Raw genomic sequence first — 21,365 nt, forward strand, 5'->3', positions numbered from 1 at the left:
CCCGCCCTCACGGCCAGACATAAAATAGCGGAAGCAAAGAACAAGATTCTACGATCTCAAATTATTAGGATAATTTTTCTTCCTAAAAGATTTATTGGAACCCAATTTTATTCATAGTATTTTTTGCGCAATGCCAATTCTCGCTCTTGGCGGGTGCCTCATGTAGTTTCCACCTACAATCAAAAGGAAATACCCATGGCCCTCTCTTTCTCCAGATTTGCTGCAAAACTCATCGCCGGAACCGTTGTCATCGCTTCGATGGCAACCGCAGCCCACGCGGATGCAACGCTCGACCGGATCAAGGGCCGCGGCAAGCTCACCGTCGGTGTCATTCTCTCCGGCGCGCCTTTCGGCTTTATCGATCCGAAGACGCAGGAGCAGAAGGGTCTCAACATCGACGTCGCCAAGGCGCTCGCAGCCGGTCTCGGCGTCGAGCTGGTGACTGAGACCGTGACGCCGCCAAACCGCGTGCAGTTCCTGCAGCAGGGCAAGGTCGATATTCTGATCGCCAACATGCAGTACACGGAAGAGCGCGCCAAAACGCTCGATTATGTGCCCACCCCCTATGACCGCCAGGGTGGCGCCGCCATCGGCCGCAAGGACAGTGGCATCAAGGACTGGCCGGACCTGAAGGGCAAGATCGCCTGCGTTTCGCAAGGCTCCAACTACACCCAGCCGCTGATCGAACAATATGGCGCACAGGTGAAGGCGCTGCCGAGCCAGCCGGAATCGCTTCTGGCGTTGAAGGGCGGCAATTGCGATGTTTCCGTGCACGTCAACGGCACGCTGAGCCTGATGCTTCAGGACCGCGCCGACGAGTGGAAAGATTACGGCATCCTGATCCCGACCGACCTTATCCCTTCCGATTCCGTGATCTGGCTGCGCAAGGGCGAGGCCGACACGCAGGCCGCCCTCGACAAGATCGTCAAGGAGCTGCACGCTTCCGGCAAGATGATCGAATTCGCCAAGGCCAACCGTCTGCCCAGCATCGGTTATATGGAAGAGCAGAAAAAGAAGCTTTCCGCCGCGCAATAAGGACCGGGGCAACCCCCAGCGCGATCAAGTCCTTGATCGCGCGGGTCTCCTTTGCGGCGCAGATGTGCCGCGGCTGGATGCCGGATCATCCCCGGGCTTGTTCCGGGGACCGGCATGGCGGAAGGGCGGCGGCTATCATCGCGATTTCCCCCAACCATCAGAAACGGCCGGTTTCGCCTGCCGTTCTTTTCTGCTTTATAACAAGGCAGGCCATTCTGGCGCCGCCCGCCTGGCGGCACCCGCAATAACAGCATGGATTTCCGATGCAGGATTCATTTACAGCGCGCTTCATAGAACTGGCCGCGCATCTCGGCCTTAACTATGACTTTCTGAACAGCGGTTACGAGGTTCAGATCTGGCTCGACGGCATGAAGATGACGTTGATCCTCGTCGCCGTCACCTTGCCGCTCAGCCTCGTCTTCGGTTTCATTTTCGCAGCCATGCTGACATCGGGCAAAACCTGGCTCGCCGGCCCCGTCCGCGCCTATGTGGAACTGACGCGCAACACACCGACGCTGGTGCAGCTGATGTGCGGCTTTCTTGTGCTTAACATGCTCATTTCCAACGTACTCGGCGGCGCACAGAACAATCCGCTGACACCCTTCTTCTGGGTCGTCGCCATTACCGGCCTGCACATTGCCGCTTTCCACGCGGAAGCCTTGCGCGGCGGCATCGAGGCGGTGCCTGCAACCACCATCGAGGCGGCTCGCGCGATCGGTTTCAGCTCCTTTGAGATTTTACGCTATGTGGAGTTTCCGCTGGCGATCCGCACGGCGCTGCCCTCCATCATCAATAACCTCGTCAATCTGGTGAAGCTCACTACGGTCGGCTCGGCCATTGCGGTGGGTGAAATCACCTATGCCTCGATCCTGATCTGGACGCAGCGCGACAATGTGGTCGAACTGATGATCGTCATCCTCATCTTCTTCAGCGTCATCAATTTCATCGTCGCAAGGGCCGGTCTGTGGCTTGAACGGCGTCTTGCTGTTCCGGGGTTTGGTCAATGAGTGCGGTGGTTTCTCCAACACAGGCGGTAAGGAAGCCGCCCTTCGGCACCATTCTGCTGCTCGGCGTGCTGATTGCCATCATCCTGTGGCTGATCCTCGATCCCTCGCTCGGCCAGGTGCTGCTGCAATGGCTGCCCTATCTGGCCAAGGGTTTCGCCATGAATGTGCTGATCAGCATCCTGGCGATCGCCATCGGCACCTTCATCGGCGTTCTCCTTGGCATCATGGAGCTTGCGCCCTACCGTCTCGTGCGGGCGCCGGCGCTCACCTATGTGCAGATATTCCGCAACGCCCCGCATCTGGTGCTGATCTTTGCCGCGACCTACATCTTCCCCTTCGAGATCGTCGCTTTCGGCAACTACATTCCCTTCCCGGACTGGATCAAGGCCGTCGTCGGTCTCGCCATTCCGGCCAGCGCCCATATCGCCGAAATCACCCGCGGCGCCATCCAGTCCATCCCCACCGCGCAATGGGAGGCCGCGCAGGGCCTTGGTTTTTCGCGCAATCAGACGCTGCGCTGGATCATCCTGCCGCAATGCGTGAAGCGCTCGCTGCCGCCATGGATGAACCTCTATGCCTCCATCACAATGGGCACCGCGCTTGCCTCGCTGGTTGGCGTGCATGAGCTTCTGCATGCCGCGACAGACGCCAGCACCGCCGTGCAGCGCAACGATTTCACCGTCGTGGTCTATCTCACTGTCCTGATGGCGTTCTTCCTGTTCTGCTATCCCGTCTCCCGTTTCACGCAGCGCCTCGAGCGGCGCTTCGCTTCCCGCTGATTGGAACAAGCCATGTCCGCACCCGCACCACAAACCGCCGCAAAAGCTCTGGTCGAACTGGAAGGCATACACCTGTCCTTCGGCGACAATCAGGTTCTGAAGGGCATCGATCTTACGGTCAACAAGGGCGACGCCGTCTCCATCATCGGCCCTTCCGGCTCCGGAAAATCCACCATACTGCGCTGCATCAACGGCCTGCTCATCCCGCAATCCGGCAAGATCACCGTCGGCGGCACCCGCGTAGACCTGTTGAAGACCGAAGCGGAGCGTATCGCACTACGCAAGCGCATCGGCATCGTCTTCCAGCAGTTCAACCTCTTCCCGCATCTGACGGTCATGGAAAACATCACCATTGCGCCGATCAAAATCCTCGGCACGCCGAAGGCGGAAGCAGAACGCCACGCCCGTGAACTGCTGGAAAAAGTACGCCTCTCCCAGAAAGTCGATGCCTATCCCGGCCAGCTTTCCGGCGGCCAGCAGCAGCGCGTGGCCATTGCCCGGGCGCTGGCGATGCGGCCGGAACTGGTGCTCTTCGATGAGGTCACCTCCGCGCTCGACCCGGAAACCGTGGGCGAGGTGCTCGCCGTCATTCGTGATCTCGTCAATGACGGCATGACCAGCATTCTCGTCACCCACGAAATGCGTTTTGCCGAGGAAATCAGTGATAATATCGTCTTCACCGAAAACGGCCTGATCGTCGATCAGGGCACGCCGGAGCACATCTTCTACAGGTCGACCAATCCGCGCATCAATGCCTTCGTCAAGGGTCTCGGAGGACAGGTGGCGCGGGTCGCTGACGGCGAAGGGATCTGACACCATGACCGCCGACGAGAAACTCACGCTTCATCTGGCCGAAGCCATCGCTGCCTCCGATCCGTCGCGCGACGATGAGGCGGTTGCCATCGCCCGCACGGCGCTGATCGACTTTTTCGCCTGTGTACTGGGCGGAGCTGCCGACAGAAGCACCAGAATCCTGATCGACAGCTTTACACCGGGCACAACGGGCACGGCGGGCATTATCGGCCATGATCTGCGCACGGATGCCTTTACCGCCGCCCTCATCAACGGCCATGCGGGGCATGTGCTTGACTATGACGACGTCCATGGCAGTGTGCGCGGCCACCCGACGGTCGCCATCATTCCCGCTTTGCTGGCTATCGCGGTAGAGGAAGGCTCCACGGCGGACGCGTTCATCGCGGCCTATATCGTCGGGCTGGAAACCATGGCGCGTCTCGGCCTGTCGCTCGGGACCAAGCATTACGAAAACGGCTTCCACGCCACCGCCACGCTCGGCCCCATCGGCGCTGCGGCGGCGATTGCGCATATCCTGAAATTCGATCCTCAGACCACGGCCGTAGCGCTTGGCCTTGCCGCCACGCAATCGGCCGGACTTCGCCTGCAATTCGGCTATGACGCGAAACCGCTGCATGCAGGGCTCGCCACGCGCGCCGGCCTCACCGCCGCGCGGCTGGCGCGATCCGGTTTTCAGGGCGCGCCGGATTTTCTGGAGAATCCCATCGGCTTTTACTCCGCTTTCGCCTTTGGTGCAGAGCAGCCGAAACGCATTCTCTCCGGCTGGGGCGCACCCTGGCAGATCGTTTCTCCCGGATTGACGCTCAAGGCCTTTCCCTGCTGCACCGCGAGCCATCCCGTTGCCGTCGGCGCGCTGGCGCTCCGCAACAGCAATGGTCTGGCACCGGATGAGGTCGAGGCGGTCACCATCACCTTCCCGCCCGGCGGCGATGCCGCCCTCGTTGGACCGGCCACGCCCAGCACCGGCATCGATGCGCGCTTCAGCGCCGAATATGTCTTTGCCGCAGCGCTGACGGATGGAGCACTCGGGATCGGCCATTTCGACGAGCATCCGACACGCACCGACCTGCTTGCCCTTTCCGCGAGGGTCTCGCGCCGGCATGACGAGACCGCCCGCCGCCTCTCGCCCGATCCGACCACCCGTTTCGTGGTCATCGACGTCACGAAGAAGGATGGCACGGTGCTCTCGCGCCGTGTCGACGGCCTCCCCGGCATCGATGACCCGACCGAAAAATTTGCCGACGCGACCGGCGGCAATGAAAAATTCGCCAGCATTCCGGCACTGGTGCGGTCCATGAAAACCGCAGCCGACCTCAGGAAGCTCGAAACGCTTCTGGTATCGCAAATATAACTCGACCGACATGAAGGCATGATCCCCATGACCACCACGACACGCAAAAGACAGATGCATCTGGGCCTTTTCCTGCAGGGTGCAGGCCACCACGTTTCCGGCTGGCGTCACCCGGATGCGGAAGCCGGCAGCGAGAATTTCGATCTGCTCACCCGTGTTACGAAAATGGCCGAGGCGGCGAAGTTCGACATGGTTTTCCTGGCAGATGGCCTCACCAGCGGCGTCGACGCCCATCCCTCGATGATCGCGCGCTTCGAGCCGCTGACGCTGCTTGCAGCGCTTGCCATGGTGACTGACAAGATCGGTCTGGCCGCCACCGCCTCCACCACCTATGGCGAGCCGTACCACACCGCCCGCGCCTTCGCTTCCATCGATCACCTGAGCCACGGCCGCGCGGCGTGGAACATCGTCACCACCTCATACGCCCGCACGGCGGCCAATTTCTCCAAGGACCACCCTGAGCATGACGAGCGTTATGCCGTGGCGGAAGAATACGTGAATGTGGTGCGCGGCCTCTGGGACAGCTGGGATGACGATGCTTTCGTCAAGGACAAGCAGGCGGGCCGTTACGTCGATCCGGAAAAGGTCCATATTCTCAACCACGAAGGCAAATATTTCACGGTCAAGGGACCGCTCAACATCCCGCGTTCCCCGCAGGGCCATCCGGTTCTCATCCAGGCCGGCTCCTCCGGCCCGGGACAGGACCTCGCCGCCCGCACCGCCGATATCGTCTTTACCGCCCAGCAGGCAATCTCCGAAGCGCAGGCCTTCTATACCAGCCTCAAGGCGCGCGTGGAGAAATTCGGCCGCGATCCGGCCAGCGTCGCCGTGATGCCCGGCTTCATGCCGATCATCGGCAGGAGCTTTGAAGAGGCCGGCGAGAAGCTGAAGGAGCTGAATCGCTGGACCGATATCAAGAGCGCCATGCCGCTGCTTGAAGAACGCATCGGCCACAGCCTTACCGAATACGATCTCGACGGCCCACTGCCGGACCTGCCGATTTCCGACCAGCTGCGCAGCCGCGCCGAACTTCTGACCGAACTGGCGCGCCGTGAAAAGCTGACGATCCGGGAACTGGCGCTGCGCGTTGCCGCCGGCCGCGGCCACCACATCGTCATGGGCACGGCGAAAGACGTGGCTGACCGCATGCAGCAATGGTTCGAGAACGGCGCCGCAGACGGCTTCAACGTCATGCCGCCCTTCTTCCCCGGCGGGCTGGAGGAATTCAACCGCGAGGTCGTTCCGCTCCTGCAGGAACGCGGCCTGTTCCGTAAGGACTACGAAGGCTCGACCCTGCGCGACCATCTCGGTATCGCACGACCGGCTCTGCGGGGATAACCTTATGCGGATGCCCGATCAGAGGCATCCGCATCCACCAAATCTGGTTCCTGCGCCTAAGAGGCGCTTGGGCGCGATCTTTATGCCGCCCGCGCCGACGTCTGATTGCGCCGGGCGGTATTCGGAGACTCCGACCGGACGGAAGAACCGTCTTCGCGCTGCGTCGTGCGGCGGTTCAACTTGAACAGGCTGACAAGCTGCGCCAACGCATCGGCACCCTGCGCCAGTGTGGTGCTGATCACGGTGGTGCGGGCGCTCATCGCCGCATTCTCCTGCGTCATCCGGTCCAGCCGATTGACCGCCTTGTTGATCTCGCTGATGCCGACAGCCTGTTCGTCCGCCGCCTTGGCGATCATGTCGACGTTACCGTCAATGTGCCTGACCAGCGCGTCGATCTGCTTCAGCGCCGTGCCGGTCTCGCCCACCAACCGGACGCCCTCAAGAACCTCGGTGCCGGAATTGTTGATCAGCGCCTTGATTTCCTTTGCGGCATTGGCGGAACGCTGGGCGAGTTCACGCACTTCCTGCGCCACCACGGCAAAACCTTTGCCCGCGTCGCCGGCCCGCGCTGCTTCCACGCCGGCATTCAGCGCCAGAAGGTTGGTCTGGAAGGCGATCTCGTCGATCACGCCGATGATCTGGCTGATTTCCCGCGACGCCGTCTCGATGCGCTGCATCGCATCGACCGTCCGTTCCACGACCTCGGTGGAGGCCACGGTGGATGCCCGCGCGCTCTGAACGAGCTTGCGCGTCTCTTTCATATTCTCAGTCGATGACCGGACCGTCGCAGTGATTTCCTCGAGTGCTGCAGACGTTTCCTCCAGCGCAACCGCCTGCTCGCGCGAGCGTTCGGCCAGATTGACGGAGGCTTCGCTGACTTCCTGGCTGCTGCGGGTCAGGTCTCCGGTCTGGCCGAGAACATTTTCCAGCGTCTTCTGGAATTCGGCGATCGATTTATTGAAATCGCAACGCAGTCTTTCGAACTCGCCGACAAAAGGTTTGTCCAGCGTAATACGGATATTGCATTGAGAAAGCCGCTCAAGCGCAGCACCAAGTTCCTCGACCGCGTGCATCCGGTCCGTCACATCGAAAGCAAATTTCACCACCTTGAAGACGCGGCCTCGGTCATCGATGATCGGATTATAGGAGGCCTGAATGAAAACGCGTTTGCCATCCTTGCCAAACCGCATGAACTGCCCGGTCGAGAACTGACCCTTTCCGAGTTCCTTCCAGAAATCGCGATAGTCCTGGGACTGGGCATAAGCCGGCTCGCAGAACATCTGATGATGTTTGCCAATGATCTCTTCCGCCGTGTAACCGAGCGTCGCGAGGAAATTCTCATTGGCGCTGAGGATTTTCCCGTCGGGCGTAAATTCGATCATGGCTTGCGCGCGGGAAAGCGCTGCCAGCTTGCCGTCATCCTCGGCGCTCTTGCGCTTGATCGCGGTGATGTCGGTTGCAATCTTGACCACCTTGTAAGGCTTACCGAAACGAAACACCGGATTGTAAGAGGCCTCAATCCAGATTTCGTCGCCATTCTTGGCCTGACGCCGGTACTGGCCCTGATCGTATTCGCCGCGCGACAGCTTTGCCCAGAAGGCCTCGTATTCAGGCGAGGCCGCATCCTCGGAAGAAAGGAACATGCTGTGGGAGCGCCCAACGATTTCAGACTGCTGATAACCCACAGCCTTGCAGAAATTATCGTTCGCTTTCAAAATCTTGCCGTTCAGATCGAACTCGATGATGGCCTGCGAGCGGCTGAGCGCATCAAGCACCGCATAAGCGTCCAGACCGAGTTTAGAAAAGTGAGACATCTTTTTTGAACCCCCAACAGTAATCCATATGCAGACCTTCCCCATCCCCGAAATATAAAGATGAAGAACGGTCGGCCCGTCTGCACGCGAAACTAGCGTGACACCGTTAAATTGCGATTAATGATGCCATATAACTATAAATCCGGAGCCTGAATCGACTGCAGATGTGCTTCGCGGCGACTATATTCGCCTTGTCTATTTGGGACCGCTTATTTGCCACAGTGCTGATATTTCTGCGCCAGCGACACGATGCGGCCTTTCATCCGGGCGGCATTAGTTGTTATGGCGGGTTGAAAGATTTGTGTTGCAGGAGCGCCGATGACCAAAACCCTGAAATGCGATGTGCTGGTGATCGGCACCGGCATTATCGGTTCCATGGCGGCGCTTTATCTGCAGAATGCCGGGCGCGAGGTGGTGCTTCTGGAGCGCGGCGAGGTTGCCCGGGGGGCGAGTTCCGGCAATGCCGGTATTCTGGCTTTCCCGGAAATCATACCCATTCCCGCTCCCGGCATCATGAGAAAAGCGCCGCGCTGGCTGTTCGACCCGCTCGGCCCGCTCAGCGTGCCGCCCGCCTATGGGGCGAAGATCGCGCCCTGGCTGTGGCGTTTCTGGCGCGCCAGCGCCGAGCGTAACTTCCGCCACGGGCTGAAGTCACTGACGGAGATCAACCGGCTGTCGGCCTTGGAAATGGCCCACATCGCCGCAATGCCGGAACTTTCGCACCTCGTTTCAAAAACCGGTACGCTCGATCTTTACGACAGTGAGGCGAGCCTCAACGCTGCCCGCAAGGACTGGGACGAGAAGGAAAGCGCCGGCTTCACCTTTGAACGCGTCGGCCGCAATGAAATCGAAGAACTGCAACCCGGTCTCGCGCCGCAGTTCCGCCACGCCATATTCTCTCCCGATGGCCTGCAGGTCTCCGACCCCTATGATTTTACCCGCGCGATTTTCGATCTGGTGATTGCCCGTGGCGCCAGCCTGCGCAAGGGCGAAGCCGAACGCATCGATGCCGTTGGCGAAAGCACGATCGTTACGCTTGAAAACGGCGACAAGATTGATGCCGACAAAGTGGTGATTGCCTGCGGCGCCTGGTCGAGGAAGCTTGCCGCGACGCTTGGCAACATCGTGCCGCTCGAAACCGAACGTGGCTACAACACCACCCTTCCCGCCAGCGCATTCAACCTGACGCGCCAGCTTTATTTCAACGATCATGGCTTTGTCGTCACCCCGCTCGCGACGGGCATCCGTGTCGGCGGCGCCGTAGAACTTGGCGGGCTGGAACTGAAACCGAATTTCCGCCGTGCAGAGGCGATGCTGAAGAAGGCTGGACGGTTCCTGCCCGGGCTGAAGCTGGAGGATGGAAAACAATGGATGGGCTTCCGCCCGTCCATGCCGGACTGTCTTCCCGTCATCGGAACGGCCCGCGCCACGCCCTCCGTCATCTATGCCTTCGGCCATGGCCATCTGGGGCTGACACAATCCGCAGCCACCGCCCGTCTGGTGACGCAGCTGGCCAGCGGCGAGGAGACGGCAATTTCGGTCGACCCGTTCCGTCCGGGGCGTTTCTCCTGAACGAAAGAGGCCGGTCTATTTCACCGGCTGCATGGAATCATCAGGAAATTCCACCTCGGCAAAGGACGGGTAGACCTTGCGCAAGATGGTCACCTGCTGCTGGTCGCTGACCCTCAGCAGGTACCAGTCCGCACCATCCATCAGCGCCAGCGTGTGGGATTTCGCCTCGATCGTCTGGCCGCCGGTTTCCATCACCGTCTTCGTCGGAACAAGCGCATAGGGCGTTCCGTCAGGCGTTTGCGCAAGCGTGATTGCCTGCGCATCCATGGTGAATTCGGTTATCTTGACCGCCGCAAGCGCCATCTGCATCTGCGTGGTCAAGGCGCCGCGCAATTGTTCCACGGTAACACCCGCGTCACGTGCGATGAACTCAAAGATTTTCGGCGGCACGGTCGTGCCGACAAGCTCGAAATCCTGTGCATTCAAAGCCGTGCTGAACCGCTCTATCCGTGTGCGAAGGCTATCCTGCTCGGCAGGCGAAAGATCACGCGCCAAAGCAGGATGCGCAATCGCCACCAGCAGAAACAAACAATAAAACAGGCGCTTCATGGCTTGGCCTCTCCGGTTATCCGGCATCGCCCGGTTCCCCGAACGGAAACCACTCATGAACGGGATTGTTCAGCGCAGCAGAAAGAAACCCGCGGCCGACAGCACGACGAAGACGACCAGACCGCCAAGGAAGCCGGCAGTGGTGAAGAACCCCGCGACCATGGCCAGCATCAGCACGCACAGCAACATGGTGCCATACTTCGTCAGGGCCAGAAAACCGTTATAGGTCTTTTCGTGCTCGGCGTAATTCATCTCGGCGCCAACTTCGACCGGACCCGTGTGGTGTTCGCTCATTCCGCTTCCCCTTTGCTCCATCCGTCATGCCCGCCGTACGGCCAAATCTACCCGTGGACGATCACCGGGCCATGCCGGATTCTCCGTAGCCAGAGGTAACATGAAGTCAGCGAAAAGCGCAATGCGTTCTGCGTGAAAGTGCGCCAACGGCACGCATCGCGGCCGCTCAACCGGGCAAAACATCCCATAGGGCAACATTCTTTCGCAAACGGTTGAAAAGGGCGCTCGGTCGAGCTGTTTCATGGCGGTTTTGGTTGCTTTTCGAACCGCCTGACCATACACGGGATTCTGTGGGGAGGAACTCTGGAACCTGTGGCAGCGGAAGCACGTGGAGGCGTGGCTGCAGCAGGGATACCGGGCTTTGCTCTCCGCCATAAACCCGCAAAGGGCCCGAAAAGGGAAGAGGGGGAAGTTATATGAAGTCGCTTCTAAAATTAAGCGCGCTGATAGACCTTGCAAGCGAAGCTCTGGGCAAGGTCGCCGGTTATCTCGTGCTCATCTGCTGCCTCGTCAGCGCCGGCAACGCCATGGTCCGCTACGCCCTGAACTACAGTTCAAACGGCTGGCTGGAAATCCAGTGGTACATGTTCGCCTTCATCGTGCTGATCGGCGCATCCTATACGCTGCGCATGAACGAACATGTGCGGGTGGACATCATTTATGGCGCGATTTCGCCGCGCAGCCGCATCTGGGTGGATATTATCGGCATCGTGCTGTTCCTGTTGCCCGGCTGCTTTTACCTCGCCTGGCTTTCCTGGCCCATGTTCAGCCTGTCCTGGCATCAGAACGAAATGTCCTCCAATGCCGGCGGTCTCATCCGCTGGCCGGTGAAATTCATCATCTTCGCCGGTTTCGCCCTTCTGGTTCTTCAGGGTTTTTCCGAACTCATCAAGCGCATAGGGGCCCTTAACGGGCTTTATGCGCTCGATACGAAGTACGAAAAACCCCTGCAATGATCACACCGATCTGAACCTTCAGGATATTCCCATGTTCGAATATGGTATTCTTCCGCCACTGATGTTCCTCGGCATGATCATCTTCATGCTTTACGGATTTCCGGTGGCTTTCTCGCTCGCCACCGTCGGTCTCGTTTTCGGCATCATCGGCATCTTCACCGAGCATTTTTCACCGGCCTTTCTTCAGGCGCTGCCGCTGCGCATCTTCGGCATCGTCTCAAATGACCTTCTGCTGGCCATTCCCTTCTTCACCTTCATGGGCGCAATCCTCGAGCGATGTGGACTCGCGGAAGATCTGCTTGAAGGGACCGGCAAACTGTTCGGCGCCATTCCCGGCGGTCTCGCCTATGCCGTCATCATCGTCGGCGCAATTCTTGGCGCAATTACCGGCACGGTTGCCGCCTCGGTCATCACCATGGGCGTCATCTCACTGCCGATCATGCTGAAATACGGCTACAATCCGCGGCTTGCCACGGGCGTCATCGCCGCATCGGGAACGATCACGCAGGTCATCCCGCCTTCGCTGGTTCTGATCGTTCTTGCCGACCAGCTCGGCAAATCCGTGGGCGACATGTATCTCGGCGCCATCGGTCCTTCCATCCTGCAAGTCGCCATCTTCATGCTCTTCATCCTGTTCATGTCGATCGTGCGGCCGAAGGACCTGCCGGCGCTGCCGCCGGAAGCGCGCGGCGAACTCGACCGTAAGCTGGTGTTCCGCGTGCTGGCGGGCATGATCCCTTCCATCGTGCTGATCTTCCTCGTGCTCGGCACCATCTTCCTCGGCCTTGCAACGCCCACCGAAGCCGGCGCCCTCGGCGTCGTAGGCGCAATGGCCTTGGCCGCCGCACACCGTCGCCTCAGCTGGGATCTCGTCAAGCAGGGCATGCATTCCACCATGCATATCACCTCGATGGTGGTGTTCATTCTGGTCGGCGCAACCTGCTTTTCGCTTGTCTTTCAGGGCATGGACGGCTCGCTGTGGATCGAACACATGCTGTCGGGCATTCCGGGCGGCCCCATCGGCTTCCTGATCTTCGTCAACATCTTCATCTTCTTCCTCGCCTTCTTCCTCGATTTCTTCGAGATCGCCTTCATCGTCATCCCGATGCTGGCCCCGATCGCGCAGGCGCTCGGTATCGACCTGATCTGGTTCGGCGTGCTGATCTGCATCAACATGCAGACGAGCTTCATGCACCCGCCCTTCGGATTTGCGCTGTTCTACCTGCGCTCCATCGCACCTCGGACCGTCAAGACGTCGGATATCTACATGGGCGCCATTCCATGGCTCGGCATGCAGCTCATCCTCGTCGCCATCGTGATCTTCTGGCCGGAATCCGTTACCTACTGGCTGGACAAGACACCCGAAGTCGATCTGAATTCCATCAAGATCGAGATACCCTCATTTGGCAATCAGGGTGGCAACACCATGCCCAATTTCGGCCAGCCGGGCGGGATGCCAGGCATGCCAAATCTCGGCGAACCACCGAAGATCGGGCCGTAAGAGCTGTCTTGTAAGGACATGGCGAAACGCCTATGATTGCGGAGTGGAAGACAGGGTTGCACCCCTGCCTTCCGTTTATTCTCTTTAGAAATTGAACCGGACAGTCACTGATCAGCCTGTCCGGTATTTCCTAATGACGAATGCAATGCTCAGCGTTTTCCACATCGCATCACCTCCACAGTTGAGAGCAATGCTTTTGCCGAGGTCGGCGTGGCCAATCCCCGCCGACACTCCGGTTGGTCACGGAGCCTGCTGCTTTTGCTCGCAACAGACCCGATCCTAAATCATCCTTTGTTGTCGGATGCATGAAGGCATGCGCGCACAACAAAAACCCCGGAGACCGAAGTCTCCAGGGCCTTTGCCCGGTCCGCCGTCACCGAATAATCAGAGCTTGCCGTTACGCTGCTGGATCATCATGAAAGTATCGAACGTGTATTCCGCCAGCTGCATCCACAGATAACCTTCGCGCTTGAAGGCAACCTGGTCCTCGTAAATCTTCTTGAAGTCCGGATTGGAGGCCGAAATATTGGCGTACACTTCCAGTGCGGCCTTGTAGCAGGCCTCGAGGATTTCCTGACTGAAGGGCCGCAATACCGCACCTTCCGACACCAGCTGCTTGATGGCGATCGGGTTTTTCGCGTCGTATTTCGCCATCATGCTGGTGTTGGCGAAGGCGCAGGCATCCTGCAGCGCCGTCTGGTAGCTCTTCGGCAGGCTGTTCCACTTGTCCAGGTTGACGAAGGAATGGATGACCGGGCCGCCTTCCCAGAAAGCGGGATAATAGTAATATTTCGCCACCTTCTGAAAGCCGAGCTTGTGGTCGTCGTAAGGACCGACCCATTCCGCTGCGTCGATGGTGCCTTTTTCCAGCGCCGGATAGATGTCGCCGCCGGCGATCTGCTGCGGCACGACGCCGAGTTTTTCCACTACCTTGCCAGCGAGCCCGGCAATGCGCATCTTCACGCCCTTGAAATCGTCGACAGTGTTGATTTCCTTGCGGAACCAGCCGCCCATCTGCGCGCCGGTATTGCCTGAAATCATGCCGTAGAGATTGTGTTTGGCGTAAAACTCGTTGAGCAGCTTGTTGCCGTTACCTTCATAGAACCATGAGTTTGTCAGGCGGGCGTTGAGGCCGAAGGGTATCGCCGTGCCGATGGCAAAGGTCGGGTCCTTGCCGACGTAATAATACGAGCAGGTGTGGCACATTTCCACCGTGCCTGACGACACGGCATCGGCCGCCTGCAAGCCGGGCACGATTTCACCCGCGGCAAAGGGCTGGATGGTGAAATTGCCGTCAGTGGCTGCAGCGACGTGTTTGGCTATATCCTCGGCGCCGCCATAGATCGTGTCGAGCGATTTCGGAAACGACGACGTCAGGCGCCAGTTGATCTTGGTATTCTGCTGTGCAATGGCGGGCGCGGCCAAGGCTGCCGTGGCAGCTCCCGCAAGCGCACCTTTTTTCATAAAGGAACGGCGATCCATCTATATCCTCCCAGATATGAACGCTGCCCGCAGCTTTGAATTCCCCTCGTTGCTGTTCAGGCATCGCAGCAAAGTAAGCACGGTTACCGCCCGGCTGACAAGCACCCGCACCAAGAATTAATCGCGGAGAAACCTGCCTTTTCGGGAATTTTCCGAAACTCTGCTTCGCATTTTATTTACAACTGAAATATCCCGGCACCGCCTTATACTTTAGGCGCATACGGGATAGTCGGAACGCAAAACGCGTGCTTGACTTGGCCAGCCGGCAGTCGCACAAATTTCGAAGATTCGTCCCGGAGCCACCATGCCAAAACCAATTATCGCCGTACCCGCCGACATCAGGCATTTCACCGGGGCCGACTGGCACGCCGCGCAGAACCAGTATCTTTCCGCCGCGTTGAAAGTGGCTGGTGTCATGTCCTTCATCATCCCGGCCTTCGAGGACGGAAACGAGGTTGACGCCATTCTCGATCGGGTGGACGGCCTGCTCGTGTCCGGCTCCGCCACCAATGTGCACCCTTCCCTTTACGGAAAAGAAGCGCAGGAGAGCGACGGCCCGTTCGATCAGGCTCGCGACGCCACCAGCCTGCCGCTCATCCGTCGCGCCATCGAGCGCGGTATTCCGATGCTGGCCATCTGTCGTGGCATTCAGGAACTGAACGTCGCGCTCGGCGGTACGCTTGCTTCGGAAATTCAGGAGCAGCCCGGCATATGGGACCACCGCAAGCCGGAACACGACGACCGCGATGTGGCCTTCGCCATCCGCCAGCCGGTGCATGTGCGCGAAGGCTCCTGCATTGCACAGCATCTCGGCATGTCGGGCGAAATCCAGATCAACTCCCTGCACCGGCAGGCGATTGCCGAAACCGCGCCCCGTCTGCAGGTGGAAGCGACGGCGGCGGACGGCACCATCGAGGCCGTCTCCGTCATCGACGCCAAGGGCTTCGCCGTTGGTGTGCAGTGGCATCCGGAATATTGGGCCGAGACGGACGCACCCTCACGGGCATTGTTCGAGGCCTTCGGCAAGGCCGTCCACGACTATCGAAACAGCAAGGTCTGAACCGCTGCTGATCCCCTTGGCCCATAAGAACACAAAAAAGGGGCAAGCCTGAAGGCCTGCCCCAAGTTCTGGGAGGAGGATTTAGCGCTTTGCGCGTTTTTTCTGGCGGTAGACGTCGGCGACGACCGCAGCCACGATGATAAGGCCTTTGACGATTTCCTGATAATAGGCATCCACCCTGAGGAAGGTGAAGCCCGACGTCATGACACCGAGAATGATGGTGCCGATCACCGTTCCGGTAATGCGGCCGGCGCCGCCGGCGAGCGACGTGCCGCCAATAACCGCTGCGGCGATGGCGTCCAGTTCATACATCACGCCCATGCCGGCCTGCGCCGTCTGCGCGCGGGCAGCGGTAACGACACCAGCAAGACCGGCGAGCATGCCGGCAATGGCATAGACCTTGATCAGATGCGCCTCGATATTGATACCGGAAACGCGGGCCGCCTGCTGATTGGCGCCGATGGCATAGGTGAATTTGCCGTAGCGGGTATAACGCAGCGCCACATGGAAAATGACGGCGACGACAAGGAATACCACCACCGGCCAGATGCCCGTGCCGATAAAATTGAAACCGTCGGTCAGGCCGGAGATCGGCTGGCCCTTCGTATACCACTTGGAAAGACCGCGCGCCGTCACCATCATGCCGAGTGTTGCGATGAAGGGCGGAATTTTGGTGCGCGCGATGAGCTGTCCGTTGATGAACCCCGCCAGGGTGCCGGCCAATATGCCGACCGCGAGCGGTATGAAGAAAGGCAGATCGGTCAGTCCCGGATAAAGCGCCCGCGGCCATGTGGAGGATTGCGCCACGCTGGCGGACAACATCGCCGTCAGGCCGACGACGGAACCGGAGGAAAGATCGATACCGCCGGTGATGATGACCTGGGTCACGCCAACCGCGATGATGCCGATGACGGAAACCTGCAGGATCATGATCGTCAGGCGCTGCTGGTTCATGAGGAAGCTCTGGCCGATGAAAATCCAGCCGAGAATTTCATAAACCAGCGCAATGCCGATCAGTACGAAAAATATATTGGCCTCGGGCGGGATGCGCCGGTGCGGCTTGCGTCCGGATTTTGCATCCAACTCCGTGTTGGCGGCGGCGTTCGTATTCATAGTCGTTCCTCCTCGAGAAATCCCGGCGCGCCTCACCGCGATGCGAGATCCATCACTTTCACCTGCGTGGCTTCACTTCTATCAAGGAAGCCCGTCACCCGACCTTCATGCATGACCATGATGCGGTCGCTCATTCCCAGAACCTCCGGCATTTCAGAGGAAATCATGATGACGGCGACGCCCTGGCGCGCCATCTCGCAAACCAGCTTGTGGATTTCGGCCTTCGCCCCGACATCGATGCCGCGCGTCGGCTCATCCAGAATGAGAATGCGCGGTTTGGTCAGCATCCAGCGGCCGATCAGAACCTTTTGCTGGTTTCCGCCGGACAGGTTCTCGATACGCTCGTAAAGATGCGGCGTCTTGACCCGGAGTTTGCGGCACATGTCCTCGCAGGCTTCCGAAAGCGCGTTTTCCTGCACGAAACCATTGGCGACATATTTGTCCTGCAGGACGGCGATCTGCATGTTCTCCAAAATATTGAGGATCAGCAGGCACCCCGTATCCTTGCGGTCTTCCGTCAGAAACGCCATGCGGTGACTGATAGCCTTTGTCGGGCTGTCGATCGAAACCGGCTTGCCATCAATCGTTATCGTTCCCGAGGAAGCGGGCGTCACGCCAAATACTGTTTCCGCCACATTGGACCGTCCCGAGCCGACAAGGCCCGCAACGCCGAGAATTTCACCGGCGCGGACATCGAAGGAGACGTCATGGAAGACACCATCGAGGTTCAGGTTCTTGACCGACAGAACGACGTCGCCAATCGGAACCTCTTCCTTCGGGAACATCTGGGTGATTTCCCGGCCAACCATCATGCGGATGATGTCGTCACGCGTCACATCGGTGGAAGCATGGGTGCCGATATATTTGCCGTCGCGAAAAACCGAGAACTCATCGGCGATCTCGAACAGCTCGTTCATCTTATGGGTGATGTAGACGATGCCGATGCCGCGCTCCCTGAGATCACGAATGATGCGGAAGAGATGCTCGACCTCGCGCTCCGTCAGCGCAGATGTCGGCTCGTCCATGATGAGAACGTCGGAATCGTAAGAAACCGCCTTGGCGATCTCGACCATCTGACGGCTTGCCACCGAAAGCTCACCAACGCGGGTTTCCGGATCAAGATCGATACCCAGCCTCTCAAGCAGCGTCTGGGTGCGGCGATACATTTCGCCGTGATCAATGAAGCCCAGCCGGTTTTTCGGCTCGCGCCGGATCCAGATGTTTTCCGCAACCGTCATGTAAGCCATCAGGTTCAGTTCCTGATGGATCATGGCGATGCCGTTCTCCAGCGCATCGAGCGGGGAATCGAGACGGATCGGCGCGCCTTTCAGGCGGATTTCGCCGTTGTCCGGCTGGTAGATGCCGGCGAGAATCTTCATCAGCGTCGATTTGCCGGCGCCATTCTCGCCCATCAGCGCATGCACGGTGCCGCGCTTGAGGTGGAACTGCACATCATCGAGCGCCACGACGCCGGGAAATTCCTTGCGTACGCCATCCGCTGCGAGAAGAAACTCCGCATTCGGCACGGCTCCGCTGGCGCGCACGGCGGCCATTGTCGATGGACTGACGACCATCTCACCCTCCACAATAGACAAAAATGACCGGAGATAGGGTTTTGCCAGAGGGCGCACCTTGCCTCCGGGGAGGCTTACAGCGCCGTGCCTATCACGACACAAGGGCGCTGTAACACTTTGAATTCACTGAAATCCAATCGCAATCCGCTCACACCGAAGCTTGCTCCCCAGTGCTGTCGGGAACCGGCATCTGCCGCCGGGATCACCTGAAACAGGCGCAGATGCCGGAAGGGGGCGTTAGTTCTTGGCCACGTAGTCCTTGACGTTTTCAGGCGTGACGAGCTGGAAAGGAATGTAGACCTTCTTCTCGACCTTGTCGCCCTTGACGAGTTTCAGCGCGGCATCGAGAGCACCCTTGCCCTGCCCCGCCGCATCCTGGAAGACCGTGACGTCGAGATCGCCCGCCTGCATGGCGGCGAGAGCATCCTGCGTGGCATCCACGCCGGCGACGACATAATCTTTCATGTCCTTGCCCGCGGCCTTCAGCGCCTGGAGAGCACCAATCGCCATTTCATCGTTGTTGGCGATGACGGCGTTGAACTCGATGCCGCTGGAGAGCCAGTTGGTCACGAGGTCGGAACCCTGCGTGCGCTGCCAGTTCGCGGTCTGCTCTTCAACCACGGAAATGCCCTTGCACTCGTCAGTCTTCAAAACATCCTTCGCAGACTGTGTGCGCATGCGCGCAGCCTGGTTGGAAAGCTCGCCCATCATGATGACCGCATTGCCCTTGCCACCGAGAAGGCGGCAAACCTCTTTGGCCTCAAGCGTGCCGGCAACGGTTTCGTCGGAAGCGACGAAGGCCTGGCCATCAGGCAGGCTGTCGACGTTCACCGGTTGGCGGTTGACGTAAACAAGCGGAATTTTGGCATCGGCGGCAAGCTTCGACATGGCCGCCGTAGCATCCGTATCAACCGGGTTAACGATGATCGCATCGACCTTGGATGCGATGAAATTCTGAATCTGGCTCTGCTGCTTGGCGACGTCGTTCTGCGCGTCCTCGACCTGCAGGGTGACGCCCTTCAGTTCCTTGGAATAATCCTGCATGCCGTTGCGCAGCACGGTCAGGAAGTTGTCGTCGAACAGCGCCATCGAGACACCGACTGTCTCCGCATGGGCCGCAGTGCCGAGAAGCACAGACATGGCTGCGCCGATGATAAATTTCCTCATTGTTTTTCTCCTCCATGGCGTCCGGCGCCGCCTCTCCCAGCCGGAGGCGAACCCGAAAGCCCGCCGCAACCTCCTCACATTCAGAAAACGGAATAATGAAACCGATTTTCTGTCTGTTCGATATATTTATTCCATTTTTGGTTCGAACGTCAATGCTTTCTTCGCAGCCCAGCTGTGGAGCGGCGCACAAGGCCGTGATGATTGGACATTCAAGCGGACGAGCGTTCCAGACGGGATTGCCGATGAAGGTGCTGAAGCTCCGTTTGCCTCGTCCTGCCCTTGAGGCAGGGAAGCCATAAGCCGTTGAAATTACGCCTCCCGGTTCGGAGCCAGGATGAACTCGGCTGAGATGGAAGATTTATTCCAAACCGGAATCCGCCGGCCCTCTTTTCAGAAGGCCGGCGGCGCATCGGATTTCTTCATCTTGGAACGTTCATGCGATTCACCATGCCGCCTGTGGAAATCTGCGGCAGACGGACGGCGGCAAAAAGGATGTGCGTAGCGCCTTACTGGTGGGAGCCAGGCATGACATCGGCGGGAATCGGGCAGACATAGTTGCTGCCTTCGGTCTTTTCCTGCCACTCCTTCCTGGCATTGGCGAGCAGTTCCGGCGAGGTCATCAGCGCAAGGCCTGTCGATGCCATTGCCTTGGCGGCATGCGCCATGGCCTTGTGTGCGGCAGGGCTTTTGCCCTGCGCCACGACCTGCCAGGTATGCGGATTGGTCCCGATCGCCCAGGCCGGCGTCCAGCACTGCGCCGTTGGCGTGACCCAGCTAACGTCACCGACATCGGTGGAACCCGCCCGGAAATGCGACTGTCCCTCGAAATCCCGCAGGCCGAGATGCAGCGGTGTCGAACCGTCGATCTTCCGGTTGGAAAAAACATCGCCCTTTATCTGGTAGAGCCGGATGCTGCTTTTGATCGCCTCGTCGGTGAAAGTATCCTGAATGCGTTTGGCGAAATCGATATCCGCCTCGTCGAAGGCGACAGGGCCAAGCGCCACCATGTTTTCATGCATCGCCGTTTCCAGCGTGATGTTGGGCAGAAGGTTGGTGGAGGCGGTATCGAAGACGATCTCCACCTCGGTTTCGGTCATCATCGCCGCGCCGCGCGCCACCTTGTCCACCCGTGCGGCGAGATCGAGCGCCTGGCGCATTTCCGGGGCGCGGATCAGGTAAAGTACTTCGGCCTTCGCCTGCACCACATTCGCCGCCTTGCCGCCGGTATCGGTGATCGCATAATGCACCCGGCAATCCTGCGGCATATGTTCGCGCAGGAAGTTGACGCCGACATTCATGAGTTCGACGGCATCGAGCGCCGAACGCCCTAGATGGGCGGCGTTGGAGGCATGGGCCGCAACACCCTTGAAACGGTAGAAATATTCCAGCACGGCAAGATTGTTGGTTGAGCGTACGCCGTTGAAAGGTGCCGGGTGCCAGGTCAGCGCCGCATCGACATCATCAAACAGGCCGGCGCGCACCATAAAGGTCTTGCCGGAACCGCCCTCTTCGCCCGGGCAGCCGTAATAACGCACGGTGCCGGGAAGATTATTGACTTTCAGATGTCGGGCGAGCGCAATAGCGGCCATCAATGAGCCGACGCCAAGCAGGTTGTGGCCGCATCCATGGCCGGTGGCGCCTGCCTCGCGCGGCTGCACCTGCGCCACATCGGCCAACTGACTCATGCCGGCCAGCGCATCGAATTCGCCGAGGAAGGCGATGACCGGCTTGCCGCTGCCGAATTCGCCGATAAAGGCCGTTTCCATGCCTGCCACGCCGCGGCGAACATCAAAGCCATTTTCCTCGAGCGCGGCAGCCAGGACACCGGCAGATTGCCGTTCTTCGAATTTCAGCTCGGCAAAATCCCAGATATTGTCACTTAGGGTGGTGAAATCGGGCTTCATTGCCTCGACTGCAGCGGCAATCGACATCACGGCGTCACGGTTCATGGCTTGTCCTC

At 59.4% G+C, this 21,365-nt stretch carries 19 protein-coding genes; 11 read left to right on the top strand and 8 right to left on the bottom strand.

Annotation, left to right across the window (positions count from 1 at the left end):
- Window positions 1-195: 195 nt before the first annotated feature.
- The 6 genes from WDZ78_RS00950 to WDZ78_RS00975 all read left to right on the top strand — a co-directional run bounded on the left by WDZ78_RS00950 (window position 196) and on the right by WDZ78_RS00975 (window position 6,323).
- On the top strand, window positions 196-1,035 hold the full coding sequence (locus WDZ78_RS00950; RefSeq protein ID WP_003510308.1) for a transporter substrate-binding domain-containing protein: 840 nt from the start codon (window positions 196-198) through the stop codon (window positions 1,033-1,035).
- A gap of 263 nt (window positions 1,036-1,298) precedes the next feature.
- Window positions 1,299-2,042: an amino acid ABC transporter permease gene (locus WDZ78_RS00955; protein ID WP_003510310.1), complete on the top strand. Its 744-nt coding sequence runs from the start codon at window positions 1,299-1,301 to the stop codon at window positions 2,040-2,042.
- Complete coding sequence (locus tag WDZ78_RS00960; RefSeq protein ID WP_020011911.1) at window positions 2,039-2,821, top strand: amino acid ABC transporter permease; 783 nt, start codon at window positions 2,039-2,041, stop codon at window positions 2,819-2,821. The genes WDZ78_RS00955 and WDZ78_RS00960 overlap by 4 nt, the downstream gene beginning before the upstream one ends.
- A gap of 12 nt (window positions 2,822-2,833) precedes the next feature.
- Window positions 2,834-3,634 (top strand): amino acid ABC transporter ATP-binding protein, encoded by an 801-nt coding sequence (locus tag WDZ78_RS00965; protein ID WP_020011912.1) that lies wholly within the window; start codon window positions 2,834-2,836, stop codon window positions 3,632-3,634.
- 4 nt (window positions 3,635-3,638) lie between these two features.
- A complete protein-coding gene (locus WDZ78_RS00970; protein WP_425672057.1) occupies window positions 3,639-4,985 on the top strand; it encodes an MmgE/PrpD family protein in 1,347 nt (448 codons plus the stop codon).
- A gap of 18 nt (window positions 4,986-5,003) precedes the next feature.
- Window positions 5,004-6,323, top strand: a complete 1,320-nt coding sequence (locus WDZ78_RS00975) for an LLM class flavin-dependent oxidoreductase (protein WP_020011914.1) — start codon at window positions 5,004-5,006, stop codon at window positions 6,321-6,323.
- Window positions 6,324-6,403: 80 nt separating this feature from the next.
- On the opposite strand, the gene WDZ78_RS00980 is transcribed toward WDZ78_RS00975, so the two are convergent.
- Window positions 6,404-8,137, bottom strand: coding sequence for a methyl-accepting chemotaxis protein (locus tag WDZ78_RS00980; protein WP_425672058.1), 1,734 nt, complete (start codon window positions 8,135-8,137; stop codon window positions 6,404-6,406).
- A 318-nt stretch (window positions 8,138-8,455) separates the two neighbouring features.
- Here WDZ78_RS00980 and WDZ78_RS00985 point away from each other — a divergent pair, with 318 nt between their 5' ends.
- Window positions 8,456-9,709 carry an NAD(P)/FAD-dependent oxidoreductase gene (locus WDZ78_RS00985; protein ID WP_425672059.1) on the top strand — a complete coding sequence of 418 codons (1,254 nt, stop codon included), beginning with the start codon at window positions 8,456-8,458 and terminating at the stop codon, window positions 9,707-9,709.
- 15 nt (window positions 9,710-9,724) lie between these two features.
- Here the strand turns inward: WDZ78_RS00985 and WDZ78_RS00990 are convergent, their stop codons facing one another.
- Together WDZ78_RS00990 and WDZ78_RS00995 are read right to left on the bottom strand one after the other, a co-directional pair.
- Window positions 9,725-10,258: a hypothetical protein gene (locus WDZ78_RS00990; RefSeq protein ID WP_026363977.1), complete on the bottom strand. Its 534-nt coding sequence runs from the start codon at window positions 10,256-10,258 to the stop codon at window positions 9,725-9,727.
- Window positions 10,259-10,327: 69 nt separating this feature from the next.
- The gene (locus WDZ78_RS00995; RefSeq protein ID WP_020011918.1) at window positions 10,328-10,552 is read right to left on the bottom strand and encodes an aa3-type cytochrome c oxidase subunit IV; all 225 of its coding nucleotides are present in this window, start codon (window positions 10,550-10,552) and stop codon (window positions 10,328-10,330) included.
- 416 nt (window positions 10,553-10,968) lie between these two features.
- Here WDZ78_RS00995 and WDZ78_RS01000 point away from each other — a divergent pair, with 416 nt between their 5' ends.
- Window positions 10,969-11,508, top strand: coding sequence for a TRAP transporter small permease subunit (locus WDZ78_RS01000; protein ID WP_020011919.1), 540 nt, complete (start codon window positions 10,969-10,971; stop codon window positions 11,506-11,508).
- 31 nt (window positions 11,509-11,539) lie between these two features.
- Entirely contained in the window at window positions 11,540-13,009 is a 1,470-nt protein-coding gene (locus WDZ78_RS01005; RefSeq protein WP_020011920.1) for a TRAP transporter large permease, read from the top strand.
- Between the two features lie 384 nt (window positions 13,010-13,393).
- On the opposite strand, the gene WDZ78_RS01010 is transcribed toward WDZ78_RS01005, so the two are convergent.
- Window positions 13,394-14,491, bottom strand: coding sequence for a TRAP transporter substrate-binding protein (locus WDZ78_RS01010; protein ID WP_020011921.1), 1,098 nt, complete (start codon window positions 14,489-14,491; stop codon window positions 13,394-13,396).
- Window positions 14,492-14,795: 304 nt separating this feature from the next.
- On the opposite strand from WDZ78_RS01010, the gene WDZ78_RS01015 reads away from it, so the two are divergent.
- A complete protein-coding gene (locus tag WDZ78_RS01015) occupies window positions 14,796-15,551 on the top strand; it encodes a gamma-glutamyl-gamma-aminobutyrate hydrolase family protein (protein ID WP_020011922.1) in 756 nt (251 codons plus the stop codon).
- Window positions 15,552-15,632: 81 nt separating this feature from the next.
- Here the strand turns inward: WDZ78_RS01015 and WDZ78_RS01020 are convergent, their stop codons facing one another.
- The 3 genes from WDZ78_RS01020 to WDZ78_RS01030 all read right to left on the bottom strand — a co-directional run bounded on the left by WDZ78_RS01020 (window position 15,633) and on the right by WDZ78_RS01030 (window position 19,405).
- Window positions 15,633-16,664: an ABC transporter permease gene (locus WDZ78_RS01020; RefSeq protein WP_003510336.1), complete on the bottom strand. Its 1,032-nt coding sequence runs from the start codon at window positions 16,662-16,664 to the stop codon at window positions 15,633-15,635.
- Window positions 16,665-16,696: 32 nt separating this feature from the next.
- Complete coding sequence (locus tag WDZ78_RS01025) at window positions 16,697-18,238, bottom strand: sugar ABC transporter ATP-binding protein (protein ID WP_026363978.1); 1,542 nt, start codon at window positions 18,236-18,238, stop codon at window positions 16,697-16,699.
- Between the two features lie 237 nt (window positions 18,239-18,475).
- On the bottom strand, window positions 18,476-19,405 hold the full coding sequence (locus WDZ78_RS01030; RefSeq protein ID WP_003506747.1) for a sugar ABC transporter substrate-binding protein: 930 nt from the start codon (window positions 19,403-19,405) through the stop codon (window positions 18,476-18,478).
- Between WDZ78_RS01030 and WDZ78_RS01035 the strand changes: the two genes are divergently transcribed.
- The gene (locus tag WDZ78_RS01035) at window positions 19,377-19,688 is read left to right on the top strand and encodes a hypothetical protein (protein WP_020011925.1); all 312 of its coding nucleotides are present in this window, start codon (window positions 19,377-19,379) and stop codon (window positions 19,686-19,688) included. The two genes, WDZ78_RS01030 and WDZ78_RS01035, sit on opposite strands and share 29 nt — an antisense overlap.
- A gap of 223 nt (window positions 19,689-19,911) precedes the next feature.
- Here the strand turns inward: WDZ78_RS01035 and WDZ78_RS01040 are convergent, their stop codons facing one another.
- Window positions 19,912-21,354 carry a M20 family metallopeptidase gene (locus WDZ78_RS01040; protein WP_020011926.1) on the bottom strand — a complete coding sequence of 481 codons (1,443 nt, stop codon included), beginning with the start codon at window positions 21,352-21,354 and terminating at the stop codon, window positions 19,912-19,914.
- Window positions 21,355-21,365: the final 11 nt, after the last annotated feature.

It is taken from the genome of Agrobacterium sp. M50-1 (assembly GCF_049843495.1).
GTDB lineage: Bacteria > Pseudomonadota > Alphaproteobacteria > Rhizobiales > Rhizobiaceae > Agrobacterium > Agrobacterium radiobacter.

Bases quoted from the DNA above. Each gene is read 5' to 3' on its own strand.
- WDZ78_RS01010 (WP_020011921.1), bottom strand. From the start codon at position 14,491: ATGGATCGCCGTTCCTTTATGAAAAAAGGTGCGCTTGCGGGAGCTGCC.
- WDZ78_RS00975 (WP_020011914.1), top strand. From the start codon at position 5,004: ATGATCCCCATGACCACCACGACACGCAAAAGACAGATGCATCTGGGC.
- WDZ78_RS01030 (WP_003506747.1), bottom strand. From the start codon at position 19,405: ATGAGGAAATTTATCATCGGCGCAGCCATGTCTGTGCTTCTCGGCACT.
- WDZ78_RS01020 (WP_003510336.1), bottom strand. From the start codon at position 16,664: ATGAATACGAACGCCGCCGCCAACACGGAGTTGGATGCAAAATCCGGA.
- WDZ78_RS00950 (WP_003510308.1), top strand. From the start codon at position 196: ATGGCCCTCTCTTTCTCCAGATTTGCTGCAAAACTCATCGCCGGAACC.
- WDZ78_RS01040 (WP_020011926.1), bottom strand. From the start codon at position 21,354: ATGAACCGTGACGCCGTGATGTCGATTGCCGCTGCAGTCGAGGCAATG.
- WDZ78_RS01025 (WP_026363978.1), bottom strand. From the start codon at position 18,238: ATGGTCGTCAGTCCATCGACAATGGCCGCCGTGCGCGCCAGCGGAGCC.
- WDZ78_RS00980 (WP_425672058.1), bottom strand. From the start codon at position 8,137: ATGTCTCACTTTTCTAAACTCGGTCTGGACGCTTATGCGGTGCTTGAT.
- WDZ78_RS00995 (WP_020011918.1), bottom strand. From the start codon at position 10,552: ATGAGCGAACACCACACGGGTCCGGTCGAAGTTGGCGCCGAGATGAAT.
- WDZ78_RS01000 (WP_020011919.1), top strand. From the start codon at position 10,969: ATGAAGTCGCTTCTAAAATTAAGCGCGCTGATAGACCTTGCAAGCGAA.
- WDZ78_RS00955 (WP_003510310.1), top strand. From the start codon at position 1,299: ATGCAGGATTCATTTACAGCGCGCTTCATAGAACTGGCCGCGCATCTC.
- WDZ78_RS01005 (WP_020011920.1), top strand. From the start codon at position 11,540: ATGTTCGAATATGGTATTCTTCCGCCACTGATGTTCCTCGGCATGATC.
- WDZ78_RS00985 (WP_425672059.1), top strand. From the start codon at position 8,456: ATGACCAAAACCCTGAAATGCGATGTGCTGGTGATCGGCACCGGCATT.
- WDZ78_RS00965 (WP_020011912.1), top strand. From the start codon at position 2,834: ATGTCCGCACCCGCACCACAAACCGCCGCAAAAGCTCTGGTCGAACTG.
- WDZ78_RS01015 (WP_020011922.1), top strand. From the start codon at position 14,796: ATGCCAAAACCAATTATCGCCGTACCCGCCGACATCAGGCATTTCACC.
- WDZ78_RS00990 (WP_026363977.1), bottom strand. From the start codon at position 10,258: ATGAAGCGCCTGTTTTATTGTTTGTTTCTGCTGGTGGCGATTGCGCAT.
- WDZ78_RS00960 (WP_020011911.1), top strand. From the start codon at position 2,039: ATGAGTGCGGTGGTTTCTCCAACACAGGCGGTAAGGAAGCCGCCCTTC.
- WDZ78_RS00970 (WP_425672057.1), top strand. From the start codon at position 3,639: ATGACCGCCGACGAGAAACTCACGCTTCATCTGGCCGAAGCCATCGCT.
- WDZ78_RS01035 (WP_020011925.1), top strand. From the start codon at position 19,377: ATGGCTGCGCCGATGATAAATTTCCTCATTGTTTTTCTCCTCCATGGC.